The organism is Bdellovibrio sp. HCB337 (assembly GCF_047302465.1).
Taxonomy (GTDB): domain Bacteria; phylum Bdellovibrionota; class Bdellovibrionia; order Bdellovibrionales; family Bdellovibrionaceae; genus JACMRP01.
Window position 1 is genome coordinate 4028854 of the sequence record NZ_CP178621.1, and the last position, 15226, is coordinate 4044079.

The 15226-nt window shown below is 43.2% G+C and carries 15 protein-coding genes and 1 other RNA gene; 9 read left to right on the plus strand and 7 right to left on the minus strand.

The window, feature by feature from the left end; translation table 11 throughout:
• Positions 1–132: 132 nt before the first annotated feature.
• From ACLWBB_RS19485 to ACLWBB_RS19495, 3 genes are all read left to right on the plus strand, one after another.
• Complete coding sequence (locus ACLWBB_RS19485; protein WP_413289241.1) at positions 133–306, plus strand: hypothetical protein; 174 nt, start codon at positions 133–135, stop codon at positions 304–306.
• Positions 307–458: 152 nt separating this feature from the next.
• A complete protein-coding gene (locus tag ACLWBB_RS19490; protein ID WP_413289242.1) occupies positions 459–1499 on the plus strand; it encodes an SIR2 family protein in 1041 nt (346 codons plus the stop codon).
• The gene (locus ACLWBB_RS19495) at positions 1499–3256 is read left to right on the plus strand and encodes an ATP-binding protein (protein ID WP_413289243.1); all 1758 of its coding nucleotides are present in this window, start codon (positions 1499–1501) and stop codon (positions 3254–3256) included. The genes ACLWBB_RS19490 and ACLWBB_RS19495 overlap by 1 nt, the downstream gene beginning before the upstream one ends.
• Before the next feature lie 6 nt (positions 3257–3262).
• Here the strand turns inward: ACLWBB_RS19495 and ACLWBB_RS19500 are convergent, their stop codons facing one another.
• Together ACLWBB_RS19500 and ACLWBB_RS19505 are read right to left on the minus strand one after the other, a co-directional pair.
• Positions 3263–3811: a hypothetical protein gene (locus tag ACLWBB_RS19500; protein ID WP_413289244.1), complete on the minus strand. Its 549-nt coding sequence runs from the start codon at positions 3809–3811 to the stop codon at positions 3263–3265.
• A gap of 83 nt (positions 3812–3894) precedes the next feature.
• A complete protein-coding gene (locus tag ACLWBB_RS19505; RefSeq protein WP_413289245.1) occupies positions 3895–4743 on the minus strand; it encodes a DNA adenine methylase in 849 nt (282 codons plus the stop codon).
• A 42-nt stretch (positions 4744–4785) separates the two neighbouring features.
• Between ACLWBB_RS19505 and ACLWBB_RS19510 the strand changes: the two genes are divergently transcribed.
• From ACLWBB_RS19510 to ACLWBB_RS19525, 4 genes are all read left to right on the plus strand, one after another.
• On the plus strand, positions 4786–5013 hold the full coding sequence (locus ACLWBB_RS19510) for a helix-turn-helix domain-containing protein (protein WP_413289246.1): 228 nt from the start codon (positions 4786–4788) through the stop codon (positions 5011–5013).
• On the plus strand, positions 5010–5828 hold the full coding sequence (locus tag ACLWBB_RS19515; protein ID WP_413289247.1) for a hypothetical protein: 819 nt from the start codon (positions 5010–5012) through the stop codon (positions 5826–5828). Before ACLWBB_RS19510 ends, ACLWBB_RS19515 begins: the two co-directional genes overlap by 4 nt.
• A gap of 293 nt (positions 5829–6121) precedes the next feature.
• Positions 6122–7102 carry a replication-relaxation family protein gene (locus ACLWBB_RS19520; protein ID WP_413289248.1) on the plus strand — a complete coding sequence of 327 codons (981 nt, stop codon included), beginning with the start codon at positions 6122–6124 and terminating at the stop codon, positions 7100–7102.
• A 271-nt stretch (positions 7103–7373) separates the two neighbouring features.
• Positions 7374–9068 (plus strand): recombinase family protein, encoded by a 1695-nt coding sequence (locus ACLWBB_RS19525; protein ID WP_413289249.1) that lies wholly within the window; start codon positions 7374–7376, stop codon positions 9066–9068.
• On the opposite strand, the gene ssrA is transcribed toward ACLWBB_RS19525, so the two are convergent.
• From ssrA to ACLWBB_RS19540, 3 genes are all read right to left on the minus strand, one after another.
• Positions 9047–9398, minus strand: a transfer-messenger RNA (tmRNA) gene (ssrA, locus tag ACLWBB_RS19530). The two genes, ACLWBB_RS19525 and ssrA, sit on opposite strands and share 22 nt — an antisense overlap.
• A 287-nt stretch (positions 9399–9685) precedes the next feature.
• A complete protein-coding gene (locus ACLWBB_RS19535) occupies positions 9686–10645 on the minus strand; it encodes a TIGR02147 family protein (protein ID WP_413289250.1) in 960 nt (319 codons plus the stop codon).
• 130 nt (positions 10646–10775) lie between these two features.
• Positions 10776–12029 carry a hypothetical protein gene (locus tag ACLWBB_RS19540; RefSeq protein ID WP_413289252.1) on the minus strand — a complete coding sequence of 418 codons (1254 nt, stop codon included), beginning with the start codon at positions 12027–12029 and terminating at the stop codon, positions 10776–10778.
• Between the two features lie 302 nt (positions 12030–12331).
• Here ACLWBB_RS19540 and ACLWBB_RS19545 point away from each other — a divergent pair, with 302 nt between their 5' ends.
• Together ACLWBB_RS19545 and ACLWBB_RS19550 are read left to right on the plus strand one after the other, a co-directional pair.
• Positions 12332–12604, plus strand: a complete 273-nt coding sequence (locus ACLWBB_RS19545) for a helix-turn-helix transcriptional regulator (protein WP_413289253.1) — start codon at positions 12332–12334, stop codon at positions 12602–12604.
• 29 nt (positions 12605–12633) lie between these two features.
• Positions 12634–13383, plus strand: a complete 750-nt coding sequence (locus ACLWBB_RS19550; RefSeq protein WP_413289254.1) for a hypothetical protein — start codon at positions 12634–12636, stop codon at positions 13381–13383.
• Here the strand turns inward: ACLWBB_RS19550 and ACLWBB_RS19555 are convergent.
• Together ACLWBB_RS19555 and ACLWBB_RS19560 are read right to left on the minus strand one after the other, a co-directional pair.
• A complete protein-coding gene (locus ACLWBB_RS19555; protein WP_413289255.1) occupies positions 13380–14354 on the minus strand; it encodes a fatty acid desaturase family protein in 975 nt (324 codons plus the stop codon). The genes ACLWBB_RS19550 and ACLWBB_RS19555 overlap by 4 nt on opposite strands.
• A 14-nt stretch (positions 14355–14368) precedes the next feature.
• Positions 14369–15046, minus strand: a complete 678-nt coding sequence (locus tag ACLWBB_RS19560; protein WP_413289256.1) for a hypothetical protein — start codon at positions 15044–15046, stop codon at positions 14369–14371.
• Positions 15047–15226: the final 180 nt, after the last annotated feature.

Sequence of the window (15226 nt, forward strand, 5' to 3'; positions counted from 1 at the left end):
TGGCTGGGCATTTTGGTTTGGGGACGACCGCCGTTAAGGTGTGGTTGCTGAAAATCAAGCAAAGGCCGAGTCTTGCTAATTTGGCAAAAAGGCCTCCGAATATTCGAGGCCGGGAATAGAAAGGAGTTTCCTATGGGATTTGAGAAGCTTGTTAACTTTGCAGTTACCGTGGTTTTAGCGGTGGCGTTGACTGGCAACTTGGAAAAGTTCACTTGGCAGGTGCAACTAGCGACCTTGAAGATTTTAAAAGCCTCACAGACTACAAGCTGGGGAACTCCCAGTTTTCTCGCTAGCGAGAGAAAGTAATCAAGTGGACAGACCTACTTGTGCCCTTCGAAACTACATTTCTTCAGATAACTGGACTTGGTTTATAACATAAATGTGTTTAGTCTTATCAAGCGTACTGACCCGAATCAAAAATCACCAATAGCTTAATTCATGCACGCAATTTATTTACTATGAATATTGACGAACTTAAGAAATCTATTCAGGCACATTTTACAGATGGATTGGTCACAATTGTGGGGTCTGGTTTATCTGCAGGTTATTCTCTACCCACCATGGGACAACTAGCACAGCACCTATTGAATGAGGTGCCTAAAAAATTTGACATTACTACTTGCGGGCATTGGAAAGCAATTGACGAGCGACTCAATGATCAAGTGGGAATTGAAGTGGCTCTAAGAGATTTGGCAGCAGATAATCCACTAATTCCTGTAATTACTGACCTAGTTGCTGATTTGATCGAACAAAAAGAGCTGGAAGTTATTACTTCAGCACTGTCGGGCGATATTCGACTTGCCTTTCGAGACTTGGTTCCGCATTTGACTTTCTCAAACGACAGACATTTTGTTATCACTACAAATTATGACAGACTGATTGAGCTTTCAATCGAACAAGCAAATGTTGCGATCGGCACTCTTTTTGATGGAAAAGTCTTCGGCAGATTAGATAAAAAGGCATGCCGTAGCTCAATGAATATTGCGGTAGCTGCAAAGACGAAAGTTGGAGTACAACTTGTAAGTAGAAAACATGTGGTCGTGCTTAAACCGCATGGTAGTTTGGATTGGTATGAAGGCAAAGAGCACCCAGTTCGCTGTCCGATAAAACTTCCTCTACGACGACTAATGATTGCGCCAGGTGGCCAAAAATATCGTAAGGGTTATGAGTCACCATTTGATATTCATCGGGCCGACGCAAACGAGGCGATTGATAAGGCTACGAGATATTTAGTCATTGGCTATGGCTTCAACGATGATCACTTAGAAACACATCTACGCGCAGAAATTGGCAAAGGAAAGCCCTGCCTAGTCCTGGTGCGTGGATTAACCGATAATATTAAAGATCTTCTTTCAAAAAATAAAAGTCTGACAGTCCTTTCCCATGCCGAAGAAGAAACGGTTCCTGGCACATTGCTTTCCCAAAATGGAGTTCATAGTTTCTTTGCCGGAATCAATCTGTGGAGTTTGGACTCATTTATAAAAGAGGTATTAACTTAATGAAAATTGACATCGAAGTTCTAAATTTTAAAGAGAATGACGGACTTGGCAAAGTTGCAGCCGTTGATACAACCAGAGCCTACCTAAGTGTGTCGAACCATGAGTTACTGACAAGAATTCCTGTTGGATCATTGATCGCCATACAGGGCGCTACTGCAAACGAATACTTAATTTCCATGGTTGAAAAAGTAAATCGAGAAGTCACTCAGGCGGTTATCGTAGAAGAGCAGACTGAAAGTGGTCTCGTTCCGGTTGGTGAAAAACAAACCGATACTATCCGCGTAATACTGATCGGAACATTTCGAAAAGTAGATGGAATTAAAAAGAATGTTTTCAAACGAGGCGCAGACTCTTTTCCTCAAATTGAAAGAAGTGCCTTCATTATTGAAGGGCAGAATCTACAGCATTTAATGAATCTTCTGGGCTCTGACCTCCCTGCAGAGAATCAACTGCAGCTTGGCAACTACATGGCCGACAGATCGGCAAAAGCGATAGCTGATGGAAATAGATTCTTTCAACGCCACGCCGCGATCTTGGGAAGTACAGGGTCCGGGAAGAGCTGGGCCGTGGCCCTTACTCTAGAAAGAGCTGCGAAACTAAAATTTGCTAACTTGATCGTCTTGGATATGCACGGAGAGTACGGAGCTCTTGCTGGCGAAAAAGGAATAGCTAAAGGGTTTCGAATAGCTGGCCCAGGAGATCTCAAGACTGCAGATAAAAAAGCCTTGTTTCTCCCCTATTGGTTGCTGAATCGAGAAGAGATGCTCGCGATGCTGCTAGATAGAAGTGACCAGAATGCCCCGAACCAAGCCACCAGATTTACTGAGCATATTCGTTCTTTAAAACAGGAGACCCTTGTCTCCGAAAAGAAGCAGGACGTGTTAGAAACTTTTACAGTTGATTCGCCAATTCCATATTCAATTGCTGATCTGTTAAAACTACTTGAACAAGATGACACAGGCAGAGAGGCCGGAGCAAAAGCTGGTACTGATCGTGCTGGTCCATGGAACGGAAAGTTAACAAGATTTATATCAAGATTATCGGCAAAGATTGAGGATCGACGATATGGCTTTTTGTTTTCGCCGCCCCAAGAAGCAATGACTTATGGATGGCTTGCGGATTTTGCAAATCAGTTGCTCACTGCGAATGGATCGGAACCAGGAATTAAAATTATTGATTTCTCTGAGGTTCCTTCGGATGTTCTTCCTGTGGTAGTAGCGGTATTTGCACGTGTTCTATATAATATTCAGTTTTGGACCGAGGCTGACAAACGGACACCATTTTGCATCGTTTGTGACGAAGCACATTTGTATTTACCAACTAAAGAATCAACTGATGCCGTTGAGCTACGCGCAGTAGAAGCATTTGAGCGAATTGCTAAGGAAGGTAGGAAATATGGCGTATCTTTACTGGTGGTTAGTCAACGCCCTTCTGATGTCAGCAGAACGATCCTTAGTCAGTGCAACAACTTCATGGTGCTAAGACTTACGAACGATCAAGATCAGAGCGTTGTAAGAAAACTTATGCCCGACTCAATGGCTGGCCTTACTGACATACTACCTCTACTCGATGTGGGAGAGGCTTTATTACTGGGCGACAGTGTCTTGTTGCCAACAAGAATTAAGCTTGATCAGCCTCAAATCAAACCTCACAGCGCAACGCTTGATTTTTGGACAGACTGGAATACAAAAACTGCAGAAAAAGATACTATCTCAAAAGCAGTGGAGTCATTGAGAAAACAAAAGAGAGGTCTGTAGTGAAATTTATCGCAATAGCTCAGACAATTCATCATGCCTAGGTTCTCCGTTTAGAATGTAGTTCTCCTTTGCTATTTCAAAGGCGATCTCAAAAGATTTTGCAGTCAGGTTTTCTGTTTTGAGCTTTTGCTTTTCACTAATTGGCACACTTTTGTTCCAAAAAATGGTTCCATAGTGATTTTTTGCTGTGATCAAAACAACCCGCATTTGATAAGGTAGTTTAAAAGCAAAATCTCCTAACTTATTTAGGGACTCTATCGTTTCGTGCCTGCGCCTAATTGCCTCTTGATCAGAAATCTCGTTGCTCGAGTTAATTTCAGCTACCGTCATGCGGTTAAGATGGCTCTCTATTGCTTCGATTAAGGCAATCGCTTCATTTATTGGCGACGTATAGTTTTTTACCAACTCAGAGCGATAACTTATTAATTTTTCGTCCTTCAAACTTTTCTGCTGAAAATAGAAATTAATCCCTGATGATATTAAAACTGTTATGACGGTGTTACCCAATGCCCAAATAAATAATTTAAAATTACTTATAGCGCTTTTCTCTGCCACAATGGATCTCCTGTTCAGTGAAAGCCCAGCTCTCTTAAACAAAAACCGGATATTGGTAACGATTCTTATATCATCACATCACATTAATAATTGAGTATCAGGAGTTCATTTACATTACGATCTTGGGACTTAAGATTGATTTCTCGTCTTGCCTTAATGTTTTCGAATCGGAATCCCTTAAAGATCTCTCTGATAAATGGGGTATCGCTATTGCTGACGGCCCATCTAATGCCTTCAGCATCGAGTTCGTTGCAGAGGCTTGCTAATCTCAGATGCTCTGCTTCTCGAAACTGACCGGCAGTATATCTATTGAAATCTGAATAACCGCCTAGCTTGAAATAAGGTGGGTCAAAGTAGACAAAGTCATTTGATGTAATTCCTATGAGACATTTTTCAAAATCGCCCACAGTGAATTCAACTTTCTTTAGCGCGTTAGCTGCTGCCGCAAGATTCTCTACAGCATAATATCGTCTTTGATATTCTCCGTAAGGAACATTGAACTGGCCCTTCTTATTTACTCGGAAGAGTCCCCTAAAACAGGTCTTATTTAAATAAATGAACTGTGCAGCGCGCTTCTCAAGGGAAATAGATCGAGGGTCGATTGCACGTATTCTAAGAAAATCTTCTCTAGTATTTGTAAGCTTATCCAGCTCACGAACGACACCAACATAATTGTCACGTATAGCTTTGTATGTATCGATTAACCATTCATTTTCATCATTAACGAATGCCTTATGATGATTAAGCGCAAAAAATACTGAACCACCACCAATGAACGGCTCGTAGTACCGCTCAAAAGACTTTGGAAAGTGCGGGAGAATCTGTGCAAGGAGTGCCTGTTTCCCACCTGCCCATTTGATAAAGGGCTCCGCCTTTGGCGTGACAACTGATAAATCTGAAAATGTTGATACTTCCATATTAATGATACTCATAGTCTGTGGACTTAAAAGTATCTTTTGGATACCTCTTAGTCAATGGCCAATCAAAAATCCGATCTTTGTTCGAAATTCGGAACTCGAATCCGAGAACTGCGCAAGAAAAGCGGTTATTCTCAAGAAGAGTTCGCTGACCACGTTGGTATGCACAGAACATACCTTGGTGGGTTAGAACGAGGCGAGCGAAATCCCACCCTAACAGTAATAATGCGCCTAGCTAAGGGCCTCGGAATTTCAATTTCTGAACTCACTGTGGGGATCAAGTGAAAAACAAAACTGCCACCACACTCCATACAAAATATACGTATGAGCATCCGTTTTGGGATTTGGTTAGATATTATGCATCTTTGGGGAAAAAGAAGACCCAACAGAAAGAATTTCTCAAGCATTTGGAGAGTAGAGAATTTGATGATCTTTCCCTAAGAAAGTACTTATCAATCGACAACCAACTGGCTGACGATCTTCTTGCTTATATTGAATATCGAACTGTACGTGTTCAGGACGCTTTTGAATTGTTTCGCTCCGAAGAAGAAGCCATGAAATTTTGTAGTGACCAGAAGTTTTCGTATGGGCTCACGCAGACAAAAAGTAAGGACCATCACCAATCTTCCAAGGCGTTAATCGCTGCAGTTTCAAATATTGCTAGTCGCGTCTGCTCTTCAAAAGATATTTCTGTTGAAACCAACCCCCAAGAGCGATGCGTTTGGTTGAAAAATGGCGTTCTTCATGTATCAGCAAGAAATTTAGATGGAGCAATTCCCGGAACCAAAGACCCTGCTGTTGTTTGGGAGATAAAGGAATATTGGGGGAAAACTAGCGGCGGCAGCAAAATGTCAGACGCTGTGTACGAATGCCATTTGGTTGGCCGAGAAATACGGGATTACGAAAAAAAAATTGGTCATAAAATCTTCCATGTCGTTTTTCTTGATGGAAAAGACCAGTGGCGTTCGCGGGTCTCAGACGTCGCAAGGTTTATAGATCTTGAAAGTCAGGGTCTCATTGATCGTCTAGTAATTGGGAAGATGGTTGAAACCGATTGGCAACCGCTTCTCGAAAAGATGATTGCGGAGTCCTCCATTTAATCTACTCCTTCCGAATCTCACAAGAAGCTCCATTAAATTTAATTTTTCTTATCTTATTTAGTAAGTAATTGGCACGAATAATGCTCCTACTATGTTTGATATATTTTTCGTCTGAAGCCTTGCGCTTTAGGATTTTGTTAATAATCTCCTAGCTCTAGCAAGAAAGGCCGCAAGATGAACAGTACTTAAACTAAAGGAGGTGCTCGTGGATTTATTCAAAACTTTTGAAACCAAATACAAATTATTTGAAACAGTGACACGAAGACAGGCAATACCAAGAGGTTGCTTTTAACATGATTCTTCAACCAAGAGACTTGGCACTCTTGGAAAGTCTTAAAAAATATGGAGTCCTTTCAACTCCGCAGATTATTCATCTGTATTTTCAGTCAATAACAAAGACCACGGCCTTAAGACGTCTTCGCAATCTCGAAAGTGAGCATTTTATTCGTAGAGCAGTTCCTTTAGAAGATGGCACGAATACCTGGACACTGGGCTTTAAAGGAAAACACAACCTCGCGATCGAAGACCGTTTGCAGTTCTCTAATCGCAACACCATCAAACATGATGTCCTTGTGAACAGTCTTCGAATGAAATTAGAAACTTTCGGCTTAGGCACAAACTGGATCCCTGAGTATCACATCAAGGCTGAAGCTTTTCGCAATTACCGTTACAAACAAGCCAAAGACAGAGTAATTCCAGACGGACTCATTATTGAACCCATGTCAGGGAAAGAAACGAACGTAGCCATTGAAGTTGAGCTCACAAGGAAAAGCGAAGTTCGATACAAGCGCATTTTCAGAGAGTATAAGGATCTACTTCAGTATGACCTTATTTGGTATTTCGTGAGCGACACAAAAGACCTTAAGAAGATCTATGAGTACGCTCAGGACACATTTATGTTTGACGAGACAAAACTGTTCTTTTCAATCACCTCAAAGTTTTTGGAAGATCCAATACCAAAAGTATTTCCCATTCAACAGCCAGAATGGATACCAATTACTCAGATCAAATTTGATGTCTTTAACATTAAAGACGCTGCCCAAGCCCCCGCACAAGGGGTGAGCACTCAAGAGGCGCATAAAGAAGGGCTTGGGGAAACAACTAAGTCCGCGGTTTCAGAACCCAACTCACTCATTCCAGCGCCACTGCGTGGCGGGCTCTCCACCCCTGACCCCTCACCCCCAACGTATGGTGGTAAGGGGTCAGGGGTGGAGAACCAAGATGGGGATGGAATGAGTGAGTTTAGTAATAATAGTAATTTAAAGAATTGTTAGGGAGGAGGAGAGGAAACAAAAAAAAGGAAGCGCGCGAAAATGAAATTTAACAAAAGGAGGTCAAATATATGCGAAGGAGACAGAATAAATGGAGATGTGAGTCCATAAAAATTCACAAGAACGAAATTACTGAAACCGAATTTAACGAAAAACTTGAAAGACTCTGGGAGTTGTTGCAAAGTCTGAATTGCCAGCCCCAAGTACTCTTTCATCCTAAAAATCCTATCAACGACCTATCGTTGCAAGACCCGGAATACTACCGGAGATCAGCATGAAGTCATTTAATATAGGTCTATACGTCAGAGTCTCTACAGAAGAACAAGCCGAAAACCCCGAGGGGTCCATCAAAAACCAGGAAGCAAGGCTGCGAGAGTTCGTAAAGCTTAAGCAAATGGTAGGAGCTTTTGGCGAGGTCAAAGAAGTCTTTATCGATGCAGGGATCTCAGCTAAGGACATGAACCGTCCAGCGCTGCAAAGGCTGCTTAATAAAATCCAACAGCACGAAATCGATATGATCCTTGTCACGGAGCTTTCAAGGTTCACGCGCTCCATTAAAGACTTCTCGATTTTAAAAGAGTTCTTAGAAAAGCATCAGTGCAAGTTTTTAAGCATCAAAGACAACTTTGATACTTCGACTGCCGCAGGTGAACTTGTCATGTACATGATGGCAAATATTGCGGAGTTTGAACGAAAGCAAACTGCCGAACGAATTTCTCATTCGTTTTTAGCCCGTGCGAAACGAGGCCTTTACAATGGCGGTTCAGTACCAATGGGCTATGAAATCGATAAAGAAAAGTCTGGCAGTCTTGCGATTATCCCAGAGGAGGCAGAGATCGTAAGAATGATCTTTGATACGTTCTTAAAGGAAGAGACTCTAGCCAAAACAGCCAAGCACTTGAACGATAAAGGAATTACTCTACCTAGGCAAGTACGCGGCGGAGGACCTACCCGGTCTTCTATTTTTAGAATCGAGCAGATCCATAAAGTTTTACGCAATAAGGCTTATATAAGCGTTCGTGTCTTTTCGAATAAAGAAGGTGGTGAATGTGAATCAAGAGCCGTCTGGTCGCCGATCATTGATGAAGTGACCTTCCAACGGGTTCAGAAATTACTAACATCTAATCGCTACAGGAAACGCACTCATTTAGATCAAAGGTATCCGTTCACGTTGTCTGGAGTTTGCTATTGTGTAGTCTGTGGGGATCGTATGAGCGGTAAATCAGCCCACGGCAGAAGCGGCAAAGTTCCCTACTATGAACATTCCTGGTCTACAAAGAACCAAGCATCACTGTCTAAAAAACTTTTAAAGTGTGAACCCTACCGTATTCAAGCAGCTAAGATCGAGCCGCAGGTTTGGCAAGAAGTGAAATCATTTTTGCTAAGCCCTGAAGTAGCACAAAGACTTTTAGATGCTGCGACAAGGGTTCTTCCTGAGAATAAAGCGGTAACCGAAGTGAATCGTCTTAAGCGAAAGTTTCAAGCCATCACTTTGCAGATTGAAACTTTGACTGAGAGAATCTCAAGGCTCCCAAAGGGAATGAATGAAAAGCCCTTCTTTGATCAAATGATGAAACTTCAAGACACTCAAACCGCAATAGAAGTGCAAATGCTTGAGCTTGAATATCAACCCCAGCCCGATGAGGTCATTTCCTTTGAGGATCTATCGAAGTTCACAACCTCGCTAAAAGCTCTCATTAGAAAAGCCGACAAGGCCCCTGAGGTCCAAACCGAGATCATCCGAAAAATCGTCCACAGAATCGAAGTTCATAAAAGTGGATGCGAAATTCACTTCCATATTGGCGACAGGCATTACAAAACAGAATTTCAGGATAAGGTCCTAAGACCTACCGCCGACACAAAACTGATTCCCCTTGAGCGTTTCCGCCCAAGGACTCAGCTACTGCCAAAATTTTTAAAAGACTCTGGTTCGAAAAGATTGACAGATGGTGGAGGCGGGGGGAATTGAACCCCCGTCCGCAAGCGATCCACGATAAGGCGCTACATACTTAGCCGATAATTTAATTTGGTTGTGCAGCTTCTACCGACAGAATCCGCACACAACATTTTTCACAGCTTTATCTCGGCCCTAGCGCTGCGAAACCCACTAGAGCCTTGGTAACTAATGACGAACTGATCTCGCTTCGTCACCACTAGCGAGGGTTCGTGCGCTTAAATTAAATTAAGCTGCAAGTGCGTAATCGTTGCCAATTACAAAATGTATGTTTTTAACGAGGTCCTCATACTCCCCGGTATGCTCCTTATGCTTCAGCACCCACGTCGAAGCCGTGTCGCCCCCACATCAGAATCGCGATTGTATCACAACTCTGTTCAATTCAAAAAAACTAGTAATCATGTCGGAATTTTGAAATCTCTCAAGCAGAAAATCACTAAACTCGTAGGGTCAAGTTGTCACCATTTCGTCATGTTTTTGTCTGATTCTTTACAAGTTTCTAACATGAGCACGCAGTAAACTAGCACAAAATGACCTCAAATCGAGAAGTTATCAACGCTCTCCACAGACTTTTCCACAGACCTGCCTAAAAAGTGGGGAATTTATGTCCCTTTTTTTAAGATTCTTAAATTTTAGTGCGACGTGCCTTCACTGCTGTTTTTATCAGCAGAAACTGCCTCTGGAGTCGCATTCGTCACCGGGAAAAGTTGGATGTTGAGCTGGTAAACCTTCTCGCCCTTCGAGCTTGTGCGTGCAATCGAGTTGTCTTTATTGATTTGCTTACGCATCTGACGAAGCTTGAATTTGATCTCTTCAAACTCTTGCTTAGTTAAACTCAAAGTCAAAGTTCCGAACTCTCTCTCAGTCGCTGAGTCTTGATACAAAGACTCTAAGCCTAAGTACATCAACTGCGCTTGCAATTTTCTAACGAGAGCGACCGGCACATCTTCAGCGGATTCAATCAATGTGTGTGCCTTACGTACAGCACCCGTCTCTGGATCTTGTACAAGCTCGCCCGAGTTAAAGAGACTCTGCAATGCTTGCTCGATCTCGTCTTCAGAGGCTTTGCCACGCAAAATTTCTTTCAAAGATTTTACGTCAAACTTAACACCCTCTTGGTCGACCATTGCATAGATCACCCAAGCAGCCCAGTTCGGGATTTTCTCCCACGTCTTTCTGTCGATCTCACCTGATTTCAGCTTTACCTGCACACGATGCTCAGAAAGTTTTTTAAGAAACATATTGCGATCCGCAGGATCGGTCGACTGACCATAGCCAACTAACAACTCAAAGTCCTCAGTCGCTTCTTTGTTCATGCCAAGAGCTTTTGCAAACTTCAGCACCATTTCGTCAGAAAGATTACGACGACCTTCGATGATCATTTTTAAATAATTCGGAGACTTGATATTCGCCGCCGCAGAAAAAGTTGCGTAGCTATAAGGGCGAATATCGCTCGCCGTGAGCTTTCGTTTATACTCCAAAAAACCAGCCAAATATTTGCGGTAATCCATGTAATCTGAAACATGGGGTGCCGGGATGGAAGTAGCGGAATTGTTTGTAGACTTTTCGAACTCGAGTTGGGTTCCCTGCATAGAAATCAGCCTCCTATTTCTGTCAAATAGTGGAACCCAGGCTTTTTGCGATGACAACCAAAAAAAACAGGGCCGCCACTTGGAGTTGGCGGCCCTGCAAGGAAAAGGGCTGAATTAACAAGAACTTCAGTTAGTCCATACGAAGGTTTTCTTCGTTGGCAGTAACCGTTGGTTTGATGATTCGCATCACGGTCATTACCCAAGTATCTTGCTCGAAACCGCCGCGCTTTCTCATTTTCACGGCGATGCGAACCTGACCCAAGCCATTATTGTTGATGATCTTGGCGCCGCCAATATAGTCGGCCATCGTGTAATCGTAATTATTTAAAGAATCCAAATCCAAAGACTCTGTTACACGCGGAGTACGATCCGCAGTGATGCTCACAGAACTTCCCGCATCTGGAGCCAATAACGGGCCACCGAAAGAAAGAAGCTGACGGCCTTGTCCAAGAACTTGAACGTCAAAACCAGAACGACCATTTACTACTTCGAAAGAGTTCAAATAAATGTTCTTCATTCTGTGGTGAGTAGCAATATCATCATTTGTGTTCAACCAGAAACGACGGATGAACTCATACTCTGGGTTGCCAGAACGGTCGCTTTGAAGCTTGATTCTGTAATCTGCCAAAGATTGACGGAAGATGATACCAACGGCTGCGCGGTCACCCGGCTCGCCGATCAAAAGACGTGCATAAGAAGTCTCGCATGTGCCATGCAAGTCCAAGCACTTGATCTTACCTTCAATGCGTTGACGACCTGTGGTCTTACCACGAGATTTGCTTTTAGAAATACGCAAAGAAGACACGCGGCTATCTTCGCTCACGCCGCCAGCCAAAGTGTAATCCTTGATAACATTGTTACCTTCACGGATTTTCAAGGAGATCGTAAGATCACCCGTCGACTTATCAAAGTTCAAACGAGCTGACTCGATGCTTTGAGCCGCGTCCTTATTAATTGTCTTAATAGTGTCGTCCAAATTCACGTCGTCGTTTCTTAAACGAAGGTACGTCAATAGATAGTCTGTTGATGAACCTGTATAGAAAAGACCATCGTCGTCTTCTAAGCCTGTGTAGCGCTTATCAAGATCGGTTCTTTCGATCTGTTTTGGATCTACAGGATCGTAACCAGCGGTTTCTTCCAAAGGATCAATAAGTTCTTCCGAAACACTTGGATCTGGAGTTGGAGACGGCGTTGGTGAAAGATTCGGAGATGGCAAATCAATGCCCCCACCAGTTGGAACCTCTTCCACACGATTAGGATTAGTAGTAGCAGGCGGTGCTTGTGGACTGCGAACGTTTTTCTTTTCTCCGCAAGCCGACAATGCAGCGACAGCAAGAATTGCCGATAAATAAATCGCTGTTTGGCGATGAATCCTTGAACCCATTTTAAACCTCCAAGATTTTTGTATCCAGCTGGAGGTGAGCAAGGGTTAGGCCAAAATTTGTCATGCTCCAAATCTAAAATAAAGGGACTTGGGAAGAGTTTTCCACCAAACTCACAGAAAAAAATTCAGGCTTGTCCAAGAAAACGTCAGGTTTCGGCAGCTGTCTGAGAAGATTCTCAAGAAAAAGGCCGCCTAAAAAAAATGCTTCCGCCTTTTAATTCCGCACAATTCCATTGAAATATCGAACGAAAGGCGATAGATTTTTCGGTAAATATTTTTTAATTTATGGAAGTGGCACGTTTATGGACTTATCGAAATTTCTTAAAGAAAAACGTTTGCAAGCAGGACTCTCTCAAGGCGCGGTAGCTAAGAAACTTGGTTACACAAGCCCACAATTCGTCAGCAACTGGGAACGCGGACTTTCTCAACCACCAGTAGCAACACTTCGTAAGATTGCACAAATCTACAACATCTCTGCGAACGATATGTTTGACGTAATGTTGAAAGCAACAATTGATCAAGTGACTGCAGAGCTTACAGAAAAATTCTATAAGCAAAGCAAATCATCTAGATAGTAATCACCGAAAAGGATGGAGTCTTTGAGATGATGAACGTTTCCGTGAATTACCACAACCCCACATCAAATATGTATGCGGGGTTAGAGTACGGTATTGCTGCTGAGATCATTCAACAAATCAATGAAATCTATTACATTCTTGCTAAGGCCTCTGTTCCCGTTCGTCCCTTTACTCCAAAAGCTATTCAAGCTTTGAAAGAGGCCGACGAAATCAAAAAACTCAGAATTCTTCAGGATCTTACAAACTGGAAAAACATTTTGGTTTCTGCGAACGTCGGCATTGAAAAGGTCGACGAGAAACAATTGGCTGCGAAAGCTTTAAAGTATTTTAATTTTCGACTTAAAGATCATGATTGGCTTGAGACTTGTGGAGATCAAATTATTGAAATCTACAATCCTGAAGGCATTCAACTTTACCGCAGCTTGAACTTCTTTAATACTTGCGGCTATTCCCTGCTCGATCTTTGTGTCAACGAATGGTTCGTTTTGTGGGAGCGCCCAAAGGCAATCATTCAGCGTATTCACGATGTGGTTGGCCAAGTTCTGACCGGAACTAAAACCGACACTGCTGTGGGCATCGGGCCTCACCTCATTCGTGAGACCTTCGATGATGGCACAACCCAACCTTTCCAACCGCGTACAGCGATCGTTGAATTCTGCAACGTCTGCCCTACCTACAGCAATGACCTCAAAAATAACATCATTGGCTTTGTGATCACTTCCCGTGGAAAGCTTGTTTCCGTTGGCGAGGAAGCGACCGCGATTGATTTCATTTAAGCAGCTGTAACTTCAGAAGGCTCGTGGGTATCAGCCGGCGACAAGACCGTCCCAACATCCACACGCTTGTTTTTTAGAATCCAACCCAAACTCGGATCCGTATTGTAGCGACCCTGAAGAGCGTTCTTCACGGGCTCGTGCAGCTTATCTAGGTGATACCATGGAACGTCTGGGAACATGTGATGCTCGATGTGGAAATTAAAGTTTAAAACCACAAATCTTGCAAACCACTTTGGATACACACAGCTTCGCGCAGTTTGAAATTGTTCCCACGCAGGAAACTTCTCTTCACCCCTAAATTGCGGAAGTTGCAGGTGATGGGGAAAGTTCACTACTTCGACAGCCACAAAATAGACGAACACAGTCGGCAGCAGCACGCTCATAACGAAACTTGCAGGCGTTGCAAAAAGCAAAAGTCCCCAAACCGCTAACGGCATCAAGATACTGATACCCATTTTGAGAGAGCGCGGCTCTTTAACATAAAGTCTCAGAGACAAGTCCCAGAAGATGAAATGTTGAATCAGTCCTAAAATCGGAAACCACAACATCCAAAGACTGCTGATGAGATTTTGTTTGAGCTTTGAATATTTCGGAAAAGCAATGATCACAGCCATCACTGGATCTTTTTCTACGTTTCCGCTCCATTGATGGTGCTTCAGGTGACTGCGCTTCCAGTTTTCAAAGGGCAACATGCAAAACGCGCCGCCAATATCACCCGCAAGATCATTGATCCAACGGGTTTTTGAAACGGCACCGTGAACAGCATCATGCATGATTCCGAAGCCACGGAACATCAAGCAAAAAAGCATAGGGATCATTGCAAAACGCATCCACGTGTCGTGACCGAAATTCCAAAGGGCCAATGCACTGACCGCCAAAAACAAGTCTTGTGCGGCATGTACGGCGATTGCCAAAGGTTTTTTCTCAAGATCCAGAGATTTTTTAATACTGATATACTGTGTACGATCCATAGGTGTTCTCTCTGTTAAGCAGCGATACTTTCAACGAAGATTTCATCTTGTGGTACATGCAGGCGATCTTCCCACAAAGTATCTACAAGTTTTCCAAGCTCTGGGCGTGGATATGTTTCCATCACGTCAGGGAAAAAACTCATAAGGTCCACATTGTCTCCGTGACCAGACGGAATTTCCATCGCGATCGTTTCAGCTCCCCACATCGCACACGATCTTTGCACGTTGCGATCACGGCGCGGAGCCAGTGTCATTGCATCCGCTTCTAACCAAGTGAAGACTTTCGCAGCAGTGCCAAGAATTAAATCTTTCATTGAAAAACCAAGTTTCGCACCACGCGCTTCGGGACTGACTGTGAGATTTCCCATCACAACAATTTTGTCGCCACGTGAACGAAGCTTTTGCATGTGCGTGTCGCCCCAATTTGCAAAATAAGAGTCTTTCACTGTTGTTGGCATAGACGCATCGACCACTCTGTAAAAACAAAGGCCCAGGCATTTGCCATCAACTAAAACGCCACCAACATAATCTTGGCGTGTGAATGCATCGGATTTCAGAAAGCCCGCTGGCTTTTGCAAATCATTGAAAGCTTTTTCCCATGAAGCTTCCCAAAATTTATAAACTTCTTGATAGACTGCGCGCATTTCTGGGTGAGGACGCTGACCAGGCACAAGTACATACTGTAATTTCATGTTTCGATTCCTCCAAAACAGGATTCATTTATAAACAGTATTGGTTCACAGAGTAGGCCAGACTCTGCACGTCTACAAAAAACAAGAAATAAGGCTAGTTTGCCCGCGGCCACACTTGGCGTGAGTGTTCGCTTTCAGGACCACAAAAGAAAATCAAACACTTTTGAAAAAGACAAAAGG

What these genes read in the sequence shown, in the direction of transcription:
- ACLWBB_RS19485 (WP_413289241.1), top strand. Translation starts at nt 133, where the DNA reads ATGGGATTTGAGAAGCTTGTTAACTTTGCAGTTACCGTGGTTTTAGCG.
- ACLWBB_RS19490 (WP_413289242.1), top strand. Translation starts at nt 459, where the DNA reads ATGAATATTGACGAACTTAAGAAATCTATTCAGGCACATTTTACAGAT.
- ACLWBB_RS19495 (WP_413289243.1), top strand. Translation starts at nt 1,499, where the DNA reads ATGAAAATTGACATCGAAGTTCTAAATTTTAAAGAGAATGACGGACTT.
- ACLWBB_RS19505 (WP_413289245.1), bottom strand. Translation starts at nt 4,743, where the DNA reads ATGAGTATCATTAATATGGAAGTATCAACATTTTCAGATTTATCAGTT.
- ACLWBB_RS19510 (WP_413289246.1), top strand. Translation starts at nt 4,786, where the DNA reads ATGGCCAATCAAAAATCCGATCTTTGTTCGAAATTCGGAACTCGAATC.
- ACLWBB_RS19520 (WP_413289248.1), top strand. Translation starts at nt 6,122, where the DNA reads ATGATTCTTCAACCAAGAGACTTGGCACTCTTGGAAAGTCTTAAAAAA.
- ACLWBB_RS19525 (WP_413289249.1), top strand. Translation starts at nt 7,374, where the DNA reads ATGAAGTCATTTAATATAGGTCTATACGTCAGAGTCTCTACAGAAGAA.
- ACLWBB_RS19535 (WP_413289250.1), bottom strand. Translation starts at nt 10,645, where the DNA reads ATGCAGGGAACCCAACTCGAGTTCGAAAAGTCTACAAACAATTCCGCT.
- ACLWBB_RS19540 (WP_413289252.1), bottom strand. Translation starts at nt 12,029, where the DNA reads ATGGGTTCAAGGATTCATCGCCAAACAGCGATTTATTTATCGGCAATT.
- ACLWBB_RS19545 (WP_413289253.1), top strand. Translation starts at nt 12,332, where the DNA reads ATGGACTTATCGAAATTTCTTAAAGAAAAACGTTTGCAAGCAGGACTC.
- ACLWBB_RS19550 (WP_413289254.1), top strand. Translation starts at nt 12,634, where the DNA reads ATGATGAACGTTTCCGTGAATTACCACAACCCCACATCAAATATGTAT.
- ACLWBB_RS19555 (WP_413289255.1), bottom strand. Translation starts at nt 14,354, where the DNA reads ATGGATCGTACACAGTATATCAGTATTAAAAAATCTCTGGATCTTGAG.
- ACLWBB_RS19560 (WP_413289256.1), bottom strand. Translation starts at nt 15,046, where the DNA reads ATGAAATTACAGTATGTACTTGTGCCTGGTCAGCGTCCTCACCCAGAA.